This window comes from Kitasatospora sp. NPDC028961, assembly GCF_055564815.1.
Genome location: NZ_JBVHVO010000004.1, coordinates 22,608 through 38,663, shown reverse-complemented (window position 1 = coordinate 38,663; position 16,056 = coordinate 22,608). Strand labels below are relative to the sequence as shown.

At 75.3% G+C, this 16,056-nt stretch carries 15 protein-coding genes; 6 read left to right on the top strand and 9 right to left on the bottom strand.

Going from position 1 to position 16,056, the window contains the following annotated elements:
• Window positions 1-122: 122 nt before the first annotated feature.
• Both ACZ4UX_RS10575 and ACZ4UX_RS10570 read right to left on the bottom strand, forming a co-directional pair.
• Window positions 123-1,754, bottom strand: a complete 1,632-nt coding sequence (locus ACZ4UX_RS10575) for an amidohydrolase (protein ID WP_465706337.1) — start codon at window positions 1,752-1,754, stop codon at window positions 123-125.
• 64 nt (window positions 1,755-1,818) lie between these two features.
• Complete coding sequence (locus ACZ4UX_RS10570; protein ID WP_465706336.1) at window positions 1,819-2,460, bottom strand: TetR/AcrR family transcriptional regulator; 642 nt, start codon at window positions 2,458-2,460, stop codon at window positions 1,819-1,821.
• Window positions 2,461-2,530: 70 nt separating this feature from the next.
• Here ACZ4UX_RS10570 and ACZ4UX_RS10565 point away from each other — a divergent pair, with 70 nt between their 5' ends.
• The 3 genes from ACZ4UX_RS10565 to ACZ4UX_RS10555 all read left to right on the top strand — a co-directional run bounded on the left by ACZ4UX_RS10565 (window position 2,531) and on the right by ACZ4UX_RS10555 (window position 5,591).
• On the top strand, window positions 2,531-3,964 hold the full coding sequence (locus tag ACZ4UX_RS10565) for a purine-cytosine permease family protein (RefSeq protein WP_465706335.1): 1,434 nt from the start codon (window positions 2,531-2,533) through the stop codon (window positions 3,962-3,964).
• A gap of 124 nt (window positions 3,965-4,088) precedes the next feature.
• Window positions 4,089-4,763: a hypothetical protein gene (locus tag ACZ4UX_RS10560; RefSeq protein ID WP_352290154.1), complete on the top strand. Its 675-nt coding sequence runs from the start codon at window positions 4,089-4,091 to the stop codon at window positions 4,761-4,763.
• A 42-nt stretch (window positions 4,764-4,805) separates the two neighbouring features.
• Window positions 4,806-5,591: a GNAT family N-acetyltransferase gene (locus ACZ4UX_RS10555; RefSeq protein WP_465706334.1), complete on the top strand. Its 786-nt coding sequence runs from the start codon at window positions 4,806-4,808 to the stop codon at window positions 5,589-5,591.
• Window positions 5,592-5,644: 53 nt separating this feature from the next.
• On the opposite strand, the gene ACZ4UX_RS10550 is transcribed toward ACZ4UX_RS10555, so the two are convergent.
• The 6 genes from ACZ4UX_RS10550 to ACZ4UX_RS10525 form a co-directional block, all read right to left on the bottom strand.
• On the bottom strand, window positions 5,645-6,241 hold the full coding sequence (locus ACZ4UX_RS10550) for a hypothetical protein (RefSeq protein WP_465706333.1): 597 nt from the start codon (window positions 6,239-6,241) through the stop codon (window positions 5,645-5,647).
• Between the two features lie 130 nt (window positions 6,242-6,371).
• The gene (locus ACZ4UX_RS10545) at window positions 6,372-6,749 is read right to left on the bottom strand and encodes a hypothetical protein (protein WP_329491556.1); all 378 of its coding nucleotides are present in this window, start codon (window positions 6,747-6,749) and stop codon (window positions 6,372-6,374) included.
• Window positions 6,750-6,882: 133 nt separating this feature from the next.
• Complete coding sequence (locus ACZ4UX_RS10540) at window positions 6,883-8,214, bottom strand: RNA polymerase sigma factor (protein WP_465706332.1); 1,332 nt, start codon at window positions 8,212-8,214, stop codon at window positions 6,883-6,885.
• The gene (locus tag ACZ4UX_RS10535) at window positions 8,187-8,606 is read right to left on the bottom strand and encodes a YciI family protein (RefSeq protein ID WP_465706331.1); all 420 of its coding nucleotides are present in this window, start codon (window positions 8,604-8,606) and stop codon (window positions 8,187-8,189) included. Before ACZ4UX_RS10535 ends, ACZ4UX_RS10540 begins: the two co-directional genes overlap by 28 nt.
• Before the next feature lie 196 nt (window positions 8,607-8,802).
• A complete protein-coding gene (gene pntB / locus ACZ4UX_RS10530) occupies window positions 8,803-10,278 on the bottom strand; it encodes a Re/Si-specific NAD(P)(+) transhydrogenase subunit beta (RefSeq protein ID WP_465706330.1) in 1,476 nt (491 codons plus the stop codon).
• Between the two features lie 6 nt (window positions 10,279-10,284).
• Window positions 10,285-11,841: a Re/Si-specific NAD(P)(+) transhydrogenase subunit alpha gene (locus ACZ4UX_RS10525; RefSeq protein ID WP_465706329.1), complete on the bottom strand. Its 1,557-nt coding sequence runs from the start codon at window positions 11,839-11,841 to the stop codon at window positions 10,285-10,287.
• A gap of 315 nt (window positions 11,842-12,156) precedes the next feature.
• Here ACZ4UX_RS10525 and ACZ4UX_RS10520 point away from each other — a divergent pair, with 315 nt between their 5' ends.
• The 3 genes from ACZ4UX_RS10520 (at window position 12,157) to ACZ4UX_RS10510 (ending at window position 15,345) form a co-directional block, all read left to right on the top strand.
• The gene (locus tag ACZ4UX_RS10520; protein ID WP_465706328.1) at window positions 12,157-12,669 is read left to right on the top strand and encodes a hypothetical protein; all 513 of its coding nucleotides are present in this window, start codon (window positions 12,157-12,159) and stop codon (window positions 12,667-12,669) included.
• 68 nt (window positions 12,670-12,737) lie between these two features.
• Entirely contained in the window at window positions 12,738-13,673 is a 936-nt protein-coding gene (locus tag ACZ4UX_RS10515; protein ID WP_329491562.1) for a GNAT family N-acetyltransferase, read from the top strand.
• A gap of 130 nt (window positions 13,674-13,803) precedes the next feature.
• Window positions 13,804-15,345, top strand: a complete 1,542-nt coding sequence (locus ACZ4UX_RS10510; RefSeq protein WP_465706327.1) for a hypothetical protein — start codon at window positions 13,804-13,806, stop codon at window positions 15,343-15,345.
• A 157-nt stretch (window positions 15,346-15,502) separates the two neighbouring features.
• On the opposite strand, the gene ACZ4UX_RS10505 is transcribed toward ACZ4UX_RS10510, so the two are convergent.
• Window positions 15,503-15,889 (bottom strand): VOC family protein, encoded by a 387-nt coding sequence (locus ACZ4UX_RS10505; protein WP_359808622.1) that lies wholly within the window; start codon window positions 15,887-15,889, stop codon window positions 15,503-15,505.
• Window positions 15,890-16,056: the final 167 nt, after the last annotated feature.

Sequence of the window (16,056 nt, the reverse complement as noted above, 5' to 3'; positions counted from 1 at the left end):
CCCGCCCCCCCCCCTCCACTCCCCCCCCCCCCCCCCCCCCCCCCCCCCCCCCCCCCCCCCCCCCCCCCCCCCCCCCCCCCCCCCCCCCCCCCCCCCCCCGCCGCCGGATCGTGTCGGCCCGGTCAGAGGCCGGGGGAGCGGTGCGTCGGCCGCCCGTCCACGACGGTCAACAGGACCGGCAGTGCGGCCAGTTCGGTACTGGGGACGGTGAGCGGGTCGTCGGCCAGCACGGTCAGGTCGGCCCGGTGGCCGACGGCGAGCCGGCCGGCCGTCCCCTCCTCCCCGGCGGCCCGGGCGGGGTTGACGGTCATGCCCCGGAGGGCTTCCAGCGGGGTGAGCGCCTGCTCGATCCCGTGCGGCGGCTCGGTGAGGTCGCGGCTGGGGCGGCGGTGGCGGGCTCCGGCCATCACGCCCAGCGGCGGGTAGGGGGCGATCGGCCAGTCCGAGCCGAGGACGACGGTGGCGCCGGCGTCCCACAGGTCGCGGCAGCGGAACGCGCGCGAGGCACGCTCCTCGCCGAGCCGCCGGGACCAGTTGTCGGTGTGGTCGGCCCGGGTGTAGTCGGTGCAGTGGGTGGGCTGCATGGAGGCGACGACGCCGAGCGGGCCGAACCGGTGCACGGTGTCGTCGGGCACGGTCTCGATGTGCTCGATCCGGTGCCGGACGGCCCGCCCGGGGCCGGCCGGGCCGGCCTGTGCCCGCTCGACGGCGTCGAGCGCGTGCCGGACGGCGGCGTCGCCGATCGCGTGGGTGGCGGTGGGCACGCCGGCCCGGTGGAGCCGCTCGATCGCCCGGGTGTAGGCCAGGGGGTCGGGCCAGAAGGCGTGGGTGGACTGGCCGTGGCAGTCGGGGTGTTCCAGCCAGGCGGTGCCGTTGTCGATGGTGCCGTCCATGAACAGCTTCACCCCGTCGACCCGCCAGCGGTCACCGCCGGTGCCCTGGAGCCGGATCAGTGCGGCGAGGGCCTCGGCGTCGGCGTCGGGCTGGAGCCAGGGGGCGATGCGCAGCCGCAGCGCGAGGGCGCCGTCGGCCTCCAGCGCGGCGTAGGTGGCGAGGCTGTCGCCGTTGGCGTCCATGGCGTGACCGCCGGTCAGGCCGGCGGCGGCCATGTCGCGCAGGACGGCTGCGGCCCGCTCGCGCACCTGGTCGGCGGTGGGCCGGGGGGCGACGGCCTCGACCAGGTCGCAGGCGGCGTCCTCCAGCAGCAGCCCGGTGGGGCGGCCGGTCGGGTCGCAGACGATCTCGGCGGCCTGCTCGAAGGTGCGCGGTCCGTCGATGCCGGCCAGTTCGAGCGCGCGCCGGCTGACGACCATCGAGTGGCCGTCGAAGAGGTCGAGCGCCGCGGGGAGGCCGTCGAGCACGGCGCCCAGGGCGGCCGCCCCGACCGGCAGGTCGCCGAAGGCGTTGGGGTCGAGCCCCCAGCCGCGCAGCCAGCCGCCGGGGGTGAGGCCCCGGGCTTCCCGGGCCAGCGCCTCCTGGACGGCCGGCAGGTCGGCGCAGCCGGAGAGGTCGACGCCCATGGTGCGCTCGGCGCCGGAGACCGGGTGCAGATGGCCGTCGACGAGGCCGGGGGTGACCACCGCGCCCTTGAGGTCGACCACGGTGGTCGCCGGGCCGGCGAGCGCCCGGATCTCCCGGTCGTCGCCGAGGTGGGTGATCCGGCCGCCGCCGGCCGCGAGGGCGGTGTGCGGCAGGAAGGCGCCGGTGCCCGGGTCGAGCAGTCGGCCGGAGAGCAGGACGAGGTCGGTGGGCATGGGCGGCTCCTTGCGTTCGCCGGGCCGCCGGGACGGCGGCCCTCGGTGGGTCGGGCGGGGTGGGTCAGGGGACGGCGGTCGGCTCGGTGAGGGTGCCGGCGGCCAGGCCCAGGGCGCGTTCGGCGGTGGTGGCGGCCAGCGCCTTCGCGGCCGGCGGGTGGCCGCTGCGGTCGGTGTTGGCGTGGACGCCGAGCCCGTCGAGGACGACGAGGATCTGGACGGCGGCGAAGGCCGGGTCGTCGGTGCGGAAGGCCCCGCTGTCGACGCCGTCGGTGATCAGGCCGGTCAGCCGGTCGCGCCAGAGCGCCTCCTGGCGGCCGACCTGCTCGCGCAGTCCGGCCCGGAACCGGCTGAGGTGCCGGGCGTTGAGCCAGAGCCGGCTGAGGTCGTCGTACTCCTCGCCGGTGGTCCGGGAGAGGAACCGGGCGAGCCGGTCGAGGGCCTGCCCCGCCGGCCGGTCGGCCGGGATCAGCTCGTCCAGCTCGGCCGTCGCCGCGGTGGCGAAGGCCTCGGTGACCAGATCCTCGGCGACCGGGAAGTAGTGGCTGATCAGACCGGGCCGGACGGCCAGCTCGTCGGCGATCCGCCGGAGCGTGAGGCACTCCAGGCCCTCGGTGAGGGCGACCGTCGCGGCGAGGGTCACGATCTCGGCGCGGCGGGCCTCGGGGGTCTTGCGGACCCGTTTCGGCGGAACGCTTGACGGCATGCCCGGCACGCTATTGGATGTGCGACCAATAGACAAGCCCGCTCCTGTGCTCGACATTTCGGAGGACTCCATGGAATCCACGATTCCAGACCCCCACACGGAGGTCCCCAACCCCCCGCGCACCACCGACCGGGCCACCCGGGTGGAGGCGCACGGCATCGACCACATCCCCGACTCCGAGCGCCGCGGCCGCCCCCGCGACCTGTTCGGCGTCTGGGCCGCGGCCAATGTGAACTACCTCAGCCTGGTGGTCGGCGGCGCCCTCGTCCTGATGGGCCTCAGCCTCTGGCAGGCCGTCGCGGTGATCGTGGCGGGCAACCTGTGCTGGCTGCTGACCGGCCTGCTCGCGGTCTCCGGCCCGGCCTCGGGCACCCCCAGCGAGGTGATCACCCGGGCGCTCTACGGCGTCCGCGGCAACCGGGTCAACAACGCGGTCACCGGCTGGACGATCTCGGTCTGCTACTTCGCGCTCAACCTGGCCGCCGCCGCGGTCGCCGCCTTCTCCCTGGTCGAGAAGGTCGGCATCCCCGCCACCACCGGGGTCAAGGCCGTCGTGGTGGTGCTCGTCGCCGCGCTCACCCTCGCCATCAGCGTCTACGGCCACGGCGCGATCATGAAGCTCTACCTCCCGATCACCCTCGTCCTGACCGCCGTCTTCGCCGTCGTCGCCGTCCGTGTGCTCGGCCGCACCGACTTCGGGTACCGGCCGGCCGAACCGCTGAGCGGCGGCGCCCTGTGGGCCACCCTCGCCGCCGGGGTCACCCTGATCGCCGCCGGCCCGCTGTCGTACACCACCAGCGCCGACTTCTCCCGGTACCTGCCGCGCACCGCCTCCCCCCGGGCGGTCGCGGGCTGGACGGCCCTCGGCGGCTTCCTGCCCAGCGTCGTGGTCTGCTCGCTGGGCGCCTTCGCCGCCACCGCGGTCGACATGACCGACCCGCAGCGCGCGCTGGAGTCCCTGCTGCCCGGCTGGTTCACCCCGGTCTTCCTGCTCGCGCTCGTCCTCGGCACGATCTCGCTCAACGCGCTGACCGCCTACAGCGCCGGCCTCGCCCTCCAGGCCGTCGGCCTGCGGATCCGCCGCTCGCTCAGCGTGCTGGTCGACGGCGCCGTCTCGGTCGGGCTGACCCTGTACGCGCTGCTGGTGGCCGACTTCCTCGACACCGTCAGCGACGTCCTCCAGCTCACCGTCGTCCTGCTCGGTCCCAGCACGGCCGTCTACGCGACCGACGTCCTGCTGCGGCGGGGCCGCTACGACGGCCCGGCGCTGACCGACGAGACCCCGGGCGGCCCGTTCTGGTACACCGGGGGCGTCAACCCGGCGGGCGCGGCCGCGATCGCGGCGGGCGTCACCGCCGGCGCGCTCAGCGTGGACACGCTCTACACCGGTCCGATCGCCGGTGCCCTCGGCCTGGACCTCTCGCTGCCGGCCGGCCTGCTCACCGCCGCCGGGGTCTACGCCCTCCTGACACGGGGCGCCGCCGGGCGCCGGCACCTCCGGTGAGCGGCCCGGGGTAGCCGGCCGGCCACGTGTCGTGGGTCTCATCGGGGGCCGTGGCCAGTTCGTCCGCGTCCCAATGTGGTGAGATGTGCGCGTCACAGAGTGATGGCGCTGACGGGGGTGCGTGATGAGGAGTGGACGGCTGTTCGGGCTCGGGTCGGACACCGATGCGGCGGATCTCGCCGCCGTGGGGCTGATCCGGCTGGCGACCGGCGAACGGCTCGGGGCCGGGGCCCGGCCCTGGCTGTGGCAACTGCGGGCGGCCTCGTTCGCCGACACCTGGCTGGCCTTCGCCGACCCGGCCGCGCCCGGGCTCCGGGTGCCGGCGGGCGCGGCTCTGCACCAGCTGGTCCGCCGGGCGGCGGAGCTGGTCCTGCTGACCCGCGACGGGGACGGGCCGGCGGCGCTGGAGCTGCTGGGCCGGGAGTCGGCGGAGGCGCACGAGCGGTCGCGGTGCTCCGACACCGCCCACCCGGTCGAGCCCGTCGCGCTCGCCCTGCTCTGGCACGGCGTGCAGGCGGCGACCGCCGACGGCCCCGACGCGGCGGCGGAGCGGGAGTGCCACGACCGCCGCATCGCCGAACGGTCCGAGGCCTACGTCCGCCGCCGGCACCGCCGCCAGGACACGCTCGCGCTCATCCTCGCCTGCGCCCGCTCCGCCGCCACCGCCCTGGCGGAACTGAGCGGCGACGACCCGGGTAGGGCGGCCGCCACGTTGGAGGAGTACGCCATCCGGTCGATGGCCCAGGCCGGTCCGGTGCCGCTCTGGGTGCCGGGGCGGCCCGGGCAGCTCACCTCCTGAGCCTCCGGCCGGCCGGCCCGGTGGCCTCCGTATGCTGGCCCGATGCCTTTGCGGAGCCTGCACGACCGAGCCGCCCTCGAAGCCCGCTTCCGACGGGACCCGGCGTTGCACCTGATGGAACTCGGTGACCTCGACGACCTGCTGTGGCCGCACACCTCCTGGTACGGCCTCGCCCCGGACGGTCCGGTGGCGCTGCTGTACGCGGTCGGCGACACCCCCACCCTGCTGGCCTTCGGCGGGGCCGCCGAGGCACCGGAGGTGGCGGAGCTGGTCCGGGAACTGCTGCCGGTCCTGCCGCGCCGCTTCTTCGGCCACCTGACCGGCGACGCGGCCGAGGTGCTGGCCGAGGAGTACGAGGTGCGCCGCCACGGCACCCTGCTGCGGATGGTGCTGACCGACCCGGAGCGCGCGGCCGCGCACCCCGCCGACCCGTGGGCGTCGGTCCCGCTGGGCCGCGCGGACCTGCCCGAGCTGGTGAAGCTGTTCGCCGAGGCCTACCCGGGGAACTGGTTCGACGACCGGATGCTCGACACCGGCCAGTACGTCGGCGCCCGCCGGGACGGCCGGCTGGTGGCCGTCGCGGGCGTGCACGCCTGGTCGCCCGCCCAGCGGGTGGCCGTGCTCGGCAACGTCACGACGCACCCCGCGGTCCGGCGCCAGGGCGCGGCCGGGGCCTGCGTGGCCGCGCTCTGCCGGCAGCTCGCGGACGGCAGCGACCACATCGGGCTGAACGTCCGTGCGGACAACGCGGCCGCCGTGGAGCTGTACCGGCGGCTGGGCTTCACCGAGGTCACCTCCTTCACCGAGGGGACGTTCACCGCGCGCTGACCGGTACGGCCGTCGTCCCGGGCGCCCGTGCCCGCCCGCGGGGCGGCCGGAGTTCAGGTGGAGGCCGCGGTCGTCCCGCGCGTCCTCGCCCGCCCCGACGACCACGCGGCCGCACCCCCCACCAGCAGGGCCGCCCCCAGCGCGTAGACCGGCAGCCAGTGGGTCGTCGTCGCCGCCAGGCAGTCGTCGACGACCGCGCGGCTCTGCTCCCGCTGCGCGGACTCCAGCGCGTCGGGGTCCGCCCCGGCCAGGCCCCCCAGGGCGGCCTGGGTCCGCAGGCTCTCGTACCGGCCCGCCTCCGGGCAGGACTGCCGGGTGCCCGGCATCGGGAACAGCCAGTCCCAGCGCTGCAGCGCCGGGGCCAGCGCCAGGGCCACACAGAGGCCCACGACCAGCGCGTACGCCGCCAGGCTGCAGGCATAGCTGACGCGTCGGCCCGGCGTGCGGACGGGCACCCGGCCGAAGGAGAGGACCACCGCGAGCAGCGTCACACCGAGGTAGGTGGAGAACCACTGCCAGGAGCCCTCGGCGAAGGAGAACGCCAGCACCACGGCGAGCGCCGTCCCGAGTACCCCGGGGTCGGCGGACAGGTCCGCACCGCCCGCCGCCGCGCGGCCGCGGACACCACCTCGACGGCTGGGCTCACTCACGGGCTCTCTCCTGCCTGCCGCCGGCTCCGGAGCACCAGCCTCCCGCCCCGACCCGTGGTCACCCCCGGCTCCCACACCGGTCCCCGCCCGACCCCACCCGCTCGGCCCAGCGGCGCGGGCCGGTGGCCGGTCAGCCGCGGGCGGTGTCGGCCGGGCGGCAGAGGTGGAGGCTGTAGGAGGCGCGGCACTCGGTCTGCGCGGGCACCACCCCCGAGCCGCGCACGCCCTGGACCAGGCTGACCAGCACGACGGCGACCAGCGCGGCCTTGACGGCCCCGGTCAGCGCCCCGTCGTACCGGGCCGCCGAGAAGCGCCTGAACGCGTAGACGACTCCGCAGAGCGCGGCGACGATCGCCGAGACGCTGAGGTAGCTGTAGCCGGTGATCTCGCCGTTCTCCCGGACGGTGTTCTCGAAGTGGAAGTCGGCGACCACCGGGAGGAGCGCCAGGAGGGCCGCCGCCCAGCCGATCCTGACGGCCCGGCCGCGGCCACGGAAGTACTCGATCATCGGCGTCCCCCTGGTGTACCGGAGCGGGGCCGCCCGACCCGAGGGACGGCCGCCCCCGCACGTCGGCCGTCCTCGTCGCGGAGGAGGACGCCGGGGGGCGATGCCCGGTTCCCGTAGGCGAGGTGACGCGGCGTCAGCCGAGCGCCGCCGCCTTCCGCAGCAGGACCGACCGCTCGCGGGTGTTGCGGCAGAGCCGGGCGGCGAGTTCCAGCTCCGCCCGCGCCTCGGCGGTGCGGCCGAGCCGGGAGAGCAGCTCGCCGCGCACGCTCGGCAGCAGGTGGGAGCCGGACAGCCGGCCGGCGGCGGCCAGCGCGTCCACCAGGGGCAGCGCCTCCTGCGGCCCCGACGCCATGGCGACGGCGACCGCCCGGTTGAGTTCCACCACGGGGGAGGGCGCGACCCGGCCGAGCGCCTCGTAGAGCAGCACGATCCGGTCCCAGTCGGTCTCCGGGACGGAGGGGGCCGTGGCGTGGCAGGCGGCGATCGCCGCCTGCAGGCCGTACGGCCCGAGGCCGCGCCCGGCGGCCGTCGCCCGGGTGAGCGCGGCCAGGCCGCGGCGGACGGCGGAACGGTCCCACAACCGGCGGTCCTGGTCCTCCAGCAGCACGGCCTCGCCGTCCGGACCGGTGCGCGCGGGGAAGCGCGCGGCGGTGAGCTCGAAGAGGGCGAGCTGCCCGAACACCTCCGGTTCCGCGGGCAGCAGCGCGGTGAGCGTGCGGGCCAGCCGGATCGCCTCGTAGGCGAGATCGGGGCGCAGCAGCCGGTCACCGGACGTCGCCGTGGAGCCCTCGGTGAAGATCACGTAGAGCACGCTGAGGACCCCGCCGAGCCGCTCGCGCCGTTCCGTCGCCGGGGGCAGCTCGAAGGGCACCCCGGCCGCGCCGATCGTCTTCTTCGCCCGGGTGATCCGCGCCTGGACGGTCGGCACGGGTACCAGGAAGGCCCGGGCGATCTCCTCGCTGGAGAGGCCGGCCACCACACGCAGGGTCAGCGCCGTGCGGGCCTCGGGCGACAGCACGGGGTGGCAGGCCACGAAGATCAGTGCGAGGACGTCGTCCTCGATCCGGTCCGGGTCCCAGGGCGGGTCGTCGGACCGGTCCGCGGGCGGCTCGGCGCCCGAGCTCGCCCCGCCCTCGCCGAGCCCGCCGGCCAGCGCGGCGTAGCGGTCGTCGAGGGCGGCGCGGCGGCGGAAGTGGTCGATGGCGCGCCGCCGGGCGGTGTTCAGCAGCCAGCCCACCGGGCTGGCCGGCTCGCCGTCGCGCGCCCAGGCGACGAGCGCCTGGGCCAGGGCCTCCTGCGCGACGTCCTCGGCCAGGTCGAAGTCCGCGGTGTACCGGGTGAGCGCGCCGACGATCCGCGCGGACTCGATCCGCCAGAGGGCCTCGACCGCCCGCCGGGCGGCCGCGCCGCCCAGCGGATCGTCCGGTGCCGGAGGTGTCAGAGCTGGCCGGTCCGCTCGCGCCATGCCCGTTCCTTGATGATCCACTCGTTGTCCTGCGGGAACTCGTCGATCACCGGCACGCGCCGGATCTCGATCTTGGTGCCGGGGAAGGACGGCAGCCGCTTGGCCCACTCGACCGCCTCCTGCTTCGAGGCCACGTCGAGGATGTAGAAGCCGCCGAACAGTTCCTTGGTCTCACCGTACGGGCCGTCGGTGACAACCGGGGTCTCCCCGCTGACGTCGACCACCACGCCCTGCGCCGCGTCGTCCAGGCCCTCGGCCGCGACGAGCACGCCGGCCCGGATCAGCTCCTCGTTGTAGCGGCCCATGGTCGCGAGCATCTCGTCGAACGGCGTCTCCATCATCTTCGCGATCGACTCGTCGCTGCCCCGCATGATCAACATGTACTTCGCCACGACTGCTCTCCTTCGTCCCGGGGACCGTTCTTCGGTCCTCTCTATCCCAGGTCGAACGGGACGGCCGCGGATCGACACGGCGGCGAAGGAGTTTCCGGGCCGGATCCTTCCAGGCCCTTCCGGGTTCCTTCTGGGCCTGGAAGGATCCGGCCGACCGTTCCCGCCGCCGGGCCGCGGGAACGGTCGGCCGGGGGGTCTACCCGGCGCTCCGGCCGGCCGCCGCCGTCCGGCGGGCGGCCGGGGCCGGGGCGTCCAGGCCGTCGTCGTCGAGGGCGCGCAGGATGTCCTCGACGCTCTGCTTGGCGTCGCCGAAGAGCATGGCGGTGTTCTCGCGGAAGAACAGCGGGTTCTGGACCCCGGCGTAGCCGGAGGCCATCGACCGCTTGAACACGATCACCTGCTCCGCCTCCCACACCCGTAGCACCGGCATGCCGGCGATCGGGCTGGTCGGGTCGTCGGTGGCGGCCGGATTGACGGTGTCGTTGGCGCCGATGACGAGGACGACGGAGGTGGCGGCGAGGTCGTCGTTGATCTCGTCCATCTCCAGGACGATGTCGTACGGCACCTTCGCCTCGGCGAGCAGCACGTTCATGTGCCCCGGCAGCCGCCCGGCGACGGGGTGGACCCCGAAGCGGACGTCGACGCCGCGCTCGCGCAGCCGGCGGGTGAGCTCGGCGACCGGGTGCTGCGCCTGCGCCACCGCCATCCCGTACCCGGGGGTGATGACGACCGACCGGGCCTGCGCGAGCTGCCGCGCAGCCTCCGCGGCGCGCACCTCGCGGTGCTCGCCCTGCTCCTCCGTCCCGCCGGACGGCGCCTCGATGCCGAAGCCGCCGGCGATGACGGAGAGGAAGGAGCGGTTCATCGCCCGGCACATGATGTACGAGAGGTAGGCGCCGGAGGAGCCGACCAGTGCGCCGGTGACGATGAGCAGGTTGTTGTCGAGCAGGAACCCGGCCGCGGCCGCGGCCCAGCCCGAGTAGCTGTTGAGCATCGAGACGACGACGGGCATGTCGCCGCCGCCGATCGAGGCCACCAGGTGCCAGCCCAGCGCGAGGGCGAGCGCGGTCACCGCGATCACCAGGCCGAGGCCCGGGCTGACGGTGAACCAGACCGTCAGCGCGACGAACACGCCCAGCGCGCCGAGGTTCAGCGCGTTCTTGCCGGGCAGCATCAGCGGCCGCGAGGCGATCCGGCCGGACAGCTTGAGGAAGGCGACGACGGAGCCGGTGAAGGTCACCGCGCCGATGAAGATGCCGATCACGACCTCGGCGTGGTGGATCCGCAGCAGGTCGGCGGCGACGGCGACCTGGGCCGATCCCCGCGACTCGACCTCCAGGTAGCTGTTCCAGCCGACCAGCACCGCGGCGAGGCCGACGAAGCTGTGCAGCACGGCGATCAGTTCCGGCATCTGCGTCATCTCGACCTGCCGGGCCCGCCACAGCCCGATCACGGCGCCCAGCGCCATCGCGACGACGATCAGGGCGACCGCGCCGGCGGTGATGCTGCGGGACGCCAGCACGACGGTGGCGACCAGGGCGAGCGCCATGCCGGCGATGCCGTAGACGACCCCGGCGCGGGAGGTGCGGTGCTGGGACAGCCCGGCCAGACTGAGGATGAACAACAGGGCGGCGACCAGGTCCGCGGCATGGGCGGCCGTCGTGGTAGTCATCGGGGCTCAGCCTTTCGAGAACATGGACAGCATGCGGCGGGTGACGGCGAAGCCGCCGAAGATGTTCACGCTCGTCAGCAGGATGGCCACGAAGGACAGGACGGTGACGAGCGCACCCCCGTGTCCGATCTGCAGCAGCGCGCCGACCACGACGATCCCGGAGATCGCGTTGGTCACCGACATCAGCGGGGTGTGCAGGGCGTGGTGGACCTTCCCGATCACGTAGTAGCCGATGACCACCGCGAGCGCGAACACCGTGAAGTTCTCGGCGAGTTGGGCCGGTGCCACGGCGACCAGGAGGAACATCGCCAGCATGCCGAGGCCGATCAGGCCGAAGCGGGCGGCCGGGGTGAGCCGGGGCTGCTTCGGTTCCGGCGCGGCCGGCGCGGCCGCGGGCTGCGCGGCGGGCGCGGCCGAGACGGCCACCGGCGGTGGCGGCCAGGTGACCTCGCCCGCCCGGACCACGGTCACCGCGCGCTGGACCACGTCGTCGAAGTCGAGGACCAGCCGCCCGTCCTTGCCGGGGGTCAGCAGGGTGAGCAGGTTGACCAGGTTGGTCCCGAACAGCTGGGAGGCCTGGGCGGGCAGCCGGGCCGCGAGGTCGGTGTAGCCGATCAGGGTGACGCCGTTGGCGGTGACCACCGTGCGGCCCGCCACCGTTCCCTCGACGTTGCCGCCCTGGGCGGCGGCCATGTCCACCACGACGCTGCCGGGCTTCATCGCCGCCACGTCCGCGGCGGTGAGCAGCCGCGGGGCGGTCCGCCCGGGGATCAGCGCGGTGGTGACGACGATGTCCACGTCCTGGGCCTGCGCGTGGTACAGCTCGGCGGCGGCCCGGTCGTAGTCGGCGGAGGTCGCCTTGGCGTACCCGTCGGTGCTCGCCTCCTGGGCGACCCGCACGGGGAGGTACTCGCCGCCCAACGACTTGACCTGGTCGGCGACTTCGGGCCGCGGGTCGGTCGCCCGGACGATCGCCCCCAGACTGGAGGCGGCGCCGATGGCGGCGAGCCCGGCCACGCCGGCGCCGGCCACCAGGACCTTCGCCGGCGGGACCTTGCCCGCGGCGGTCACCTGGCCGGTGAAGAAGCGGCCGAACACGTGGGCGGCCTCGATCACGGCCCGGTACCCGGCGATGTTCGCCATCGAGCTGAGCACGTCCATCGACTGCGCGCGCGAGATCCGGGGCACCGCGTCCAGGGCGAGCGCGGTGACCGGGCGCGCGGACAGCGCCTCCAGCAGGTCGGGCCGCTGGGCCGGTGCGAGCAGGCCGACCAGCGTCGCGCCGTCACTCAGCCGGGCGATCTCGTCGGTGGACGGCGCGTTGACCTTCAGGACGATGTCGGCCCGCCAGGCGTCCCCGATCCGCGCGCCGGCCTCGGTGTAGGCCTCGTCGGCGAAGCCGGAGGCCGCGCCGGCCTCGGACTCGACCGCGACCTCGTAGCCGAGCGCCAGCAGTCCGCGCACCGTCGAGGGTGTCGCGGCGACGCGGGTCTCCCCGGTGGCCGATTCGGCGACCACACCGATGCGCAGCGGGGGGTGGTGCGTGGCGTCCTGTGCAGACATCACTCGTGCCTCTCTCGTCGGAGGAACTCTTGACGGCGGGACCTGCGCCCGAAGGGGGAGTCTCCTCCCCTTGGACGCAGGAACCTACCCGCCCGGGCCCTGCCGGGGGACGGGGCGAGGCCGTGACATGCTTCACCCGTTCGCGCCCTGTCGGGCGGGTCGGGTCGCGTGCTCGCCACCCGGGCGCGCCCCGGGTGTCGTGCCATCCTCGCTCCGCTACAAGGTTTCTGACACCCCGTCCGATTGTTCGTCGCTGCGCGCCCGCGCTCGGTAACAAAGGTTGCCAGATGCGATTTCGGAAACTAGGGTTGTCGCATGACTTCGGCCGAGATCACCCTGGAAGAGCAGGCGCAGCTGGCCAAGGCGCTCCTCGACGCCCTGAATCCGCTCGCCTCGGCCCTCCACGCGCGCACGTCCGGGCTGCCCGAGGAGCGGATGTGGGAGGCGGAGCCGGTCGAGGTGACCCTGTCCGTCCTCGCCGCCTGGAAGGTGGTGGACGCGGAGGTCAAGCGGCTGACGGCGATCGCGGCCGGCACCGCCGGCTCCTACGGCGCGAGCTACGAGCAGCTCGGCGCGGTGTGGGGGATCACCCGGCAGGGCGCGCGCAAGAAGTGGCCCGAGGCGGTCACCCGCCCCGCGGCGCGGGCGGCCGGGGCCCTACGGCTGTTCGGCGGTACGGCCGAGCTGGTGCGGGCCCCGGAGTCCGGCGGCTGGAGCTGGTCGGGCGAGGGCGCGGACGGCACGCGCGGCGCCGCCGACACCCGGTGCGCGAGCAAGGAGGAGGCCGCCGCCCACGCCGGAGCCTTCCTGGCGGCGCACGCCGCCTGACCCTCGCGGACCGGCCACCCCGCCGGACGGAGGTGGCCGGGCGGTCGGGCTTGTGTGATCATCTCCGGATGATCTTCCGTGCTGCTACCGCAGACCCCTCCGACCTGGACCGTGCCGTCGCCTACCCGGCCGACGGCCCCGTCCCCGCCCTGACCGCCGAGAAGGTCCGCGAGGAGCTTGCCGAGAACCGGATCCGCCCCGAGTGGGTCTGGGTCGCCCAGGACGAGGACGGCGGGATCCTGGCCCGCGCCCTGTGGTGGGGCCGTTCCGACAGCGAGCGCCCGATCGCGCTGGACTGCCTCCAGGTCCGCGCGGGGGTGGCCGATCCGGCCGCTGTCGCCACCGCCCTGCTGGAGGCCGGCCACGCCGCCTTCGGGAACCGTCCGGGCTACCACATCTCGCTGCCGCGCGGCTGGCGGGCGGAGCCCGAGCTGGCCGAGGCGGTCGCCTGGCGCCGGCAGGCGGCGGAGCGGGCCGGTCTGACCCGGGAGATCGAGCGGCTCCGCTACGAGTGGACCCCGCGGCGCGGGACCGCCGAACCGACCGGGCGGCTGGTCTTCCGCGAGGGCACCGACGAGGAGTTCCTGGAGGCCTTCGTGCGCCTCTCGCAGGACAGCCTCGACCTGGCGACGCAGAACGAGCTGCTCACCATGGATGCCGGGCAACTGGCCCGGGAGGACTTCGACTTCTACCTGAGTTGCCCCGGCGAGCGCTCGTGGTGGCGGCTGGCCGAGCTTCCGGACGGCACGCCGGCCGGAATGGCGATCCCCTCCGCGACGCCCTACCACCGCAACGTCGGCTACCTGGGCGTCGTGCCGGAGCAGCGCGGCCGGGGCCTGATCGACGAGATCCTGGCCGAGATCACCCGCTTCCACGCGGCGGCGGGCGCCGAGCGGATCACCGCGACCACCGACACCGTCAACGTCCCGATGGCCGCCGCGTTCGACCGTGCCGGGTACGAGGTCACCGAGATCCGCCTGGTCCTGGAGTGCCCCCCGCGGTAGCCCGGGGACCGGTGGCGACCGGCGCCGGACGCCACCGGCTTCCGGAACCTGACGCTCCGTCATCCCCCCGTGTCCGGTTCGGAACACGGCGCGCGGCGTGCCCGTGCCACGGGCGGGGGAGGCTCGGGGAATGCGCGCGATGGGGGAGTGGGGAGCGGTCCGGCCGGTCGTCCGCTGGGCGGGGCACCCGGGGACGGCGGGCGCCGTGCTGGTGCTGCTGGTCAACGACCATGTCGCCAAACGGCTCTGGCCGGGTGCGGTCACCGGGAAGGTCAGCGACCTGGCGTGGATGCTGGTCTCGCCGGTGGTCCTGGCCCTCCTGCTGACGCCGCTGCTGCGCCTGCGCGGTGACCGCCCGGCGATCGCCGGGCTGGCGGTCACGGCGGTGATGTTCACGGTCGCGAAGTCCGGCGAGGCCGGGGGCGAACTCGCCTCGACCGTCTGGTCGTGGAGCGGCGTACCGAGCCGGATCCAGGGGGACCGGAGCGACCTGCTGGCCCTGCCGGCGCTGGGCGTCTCCTGGTGGCTGTGGAAGCGGTCGCGGGCGACGCGGCGGCCCCGGCGGTGGGCGGCGCTGCTGGGCGTGCCGCTGGCCGTGGTCGCCATGGTGGCCACCGCCGAGATCGGGGAGCCGCGGCCCGTCCTCTGGCAAGCCGGGGCGCGGGCGATCCTGGACACCGAAGCCGGCCGGTGGGCGTCGCAGGACGGCGGCGCCACCTGGATCCAGGAGAAGCGGTCCGGTGACGTCGAGGAGTCCCGGCGGAACAGCCGGCCGCAGGACGGCCACTGCCTGGAGGACGAGCCGGGGCCGTGCTTCCGACTGCTCGACTCCACCTCGCCGATCGAGATCAGCGAGGACGGCGGCCGGACCTGGCGGGCCGCGTTCGACCCCGGTCCGCCGTGGCGCGCCGTGCTGCTCCCGCCCCCGACTCCGTCCCCCACCGGCGTGGACGGGGCACCGGTCGACCCCGCCGTGCCGTCCCCCGCCGTGCCGTCCCCCGGCGCGGAACCGACCGGGGGCCGCGCCGGGTACCCCGCCGACCTGTTCATCGTCCCCGCGCCGGAGGGCTGGGCGGTGCTGGCCCACTACCCGGGCGGCGGACTGGTGCGCGGCACCCCCGACGGCACCTGGTCGCGCCAGAGTTACCCCGCCCACCAGACGATCGTCGTCCCCGAGCAGCCCCGCCGTCCGGCGCTGGGCCTGCCCGTGGCGCTGACCGCCGGTTTCGCCGGCGTGCTGGCGGCCACGGGCGCCCGGCTGCTGGTCGCCGCCGGACCGGCCGGGCGGTCGCGCGAGCTGCTGCTCCTGCTGCTCCGTCAGGGAATCTGCCTCCTCTGGGTCCGCCTCGCGGCGTACCTCTGCGGCGGCGAGCTGGTCCCGAAGGTGCCCGGGGTGCTGCCGGCGAGTGTGCTGACGGTGGGCCTGCTGCCGATGCTGTGGTTCCTGCGGCGCGGCCCCGCGCCGACCGGCCGCGCGGTTCCCGTCCTGGCCGTCCTCGGCTCCGGGGCCGCGGCGGTGGCGTTGATCCCCTACGTCCACTGGGCGGCCCACCGGCTGGCGGCCTGGTCGGACGCCTCGGACCAGGCCTTCCTGTGGGCCCTCGCCGCCACGGCCGCCGGCGCGGCGGTGGGCGCCCTCGGCCACCTCGCGGGGCGGCCGAGGCGGGTGTGACGCGACGAGGCGGGTGTGAGACGCAACCGCCGGTGATTGCCTCGATCCCACGAGATCGCTCCCATAGGCGGGGGAGCGGTTCCGGTCGGTTCGGCGGGGCCCGTCACCGTCCGACGCACGGGCCCACCCCGCGGGCCGCCCGCCGCCGTGACCGCTCCTACCCGCCGTGCACGAGCTGGATCAGGTTGCCGCAGGTGTCGTCCAGCACCGCCGTGGTCACCGGGCCCATCTCGCGCGGCTCCTGGGTGAAGCGGACCCCGAGCGCGCGCAGCCGCTCGTACTCGGCGGGCACGTCGTCCACGGCGAAGGAGGCGGCCGGGATGCCGTCCTCGACCAGCGCCCTCCGGTACGGCCGCACCGCGGGGTGGCCGCTGGGCTCCAGCAGGAGCTCCGTGCCGCCCGGATCCTCCGCCGAGACGACGGTCAGCCACCGGTCCTGGCCGAGCGGGACGTCGTGCTTCGTCACGAAGCCCAGCACCTCGGTGTAGAAGCGCAGGGCCTCGGCCTGGTCGTCGACGAAGACGCTGGTCAGGTGGATCCTCATGGCTACTGCTCCCGGGTCATGATGCGCTCGGTGGACAGGTGGGTGACGGCGGCCGGAGCCGGTCGGTCCGGCCCGGCGTGCGGACGGCTCTGACGCCCCGGGCCGGCCGTCCCGTTCTACCAGGCCGTCCGGAGCGGAGGCAGCCTCGGCCCCGCCGTGTCGCGACC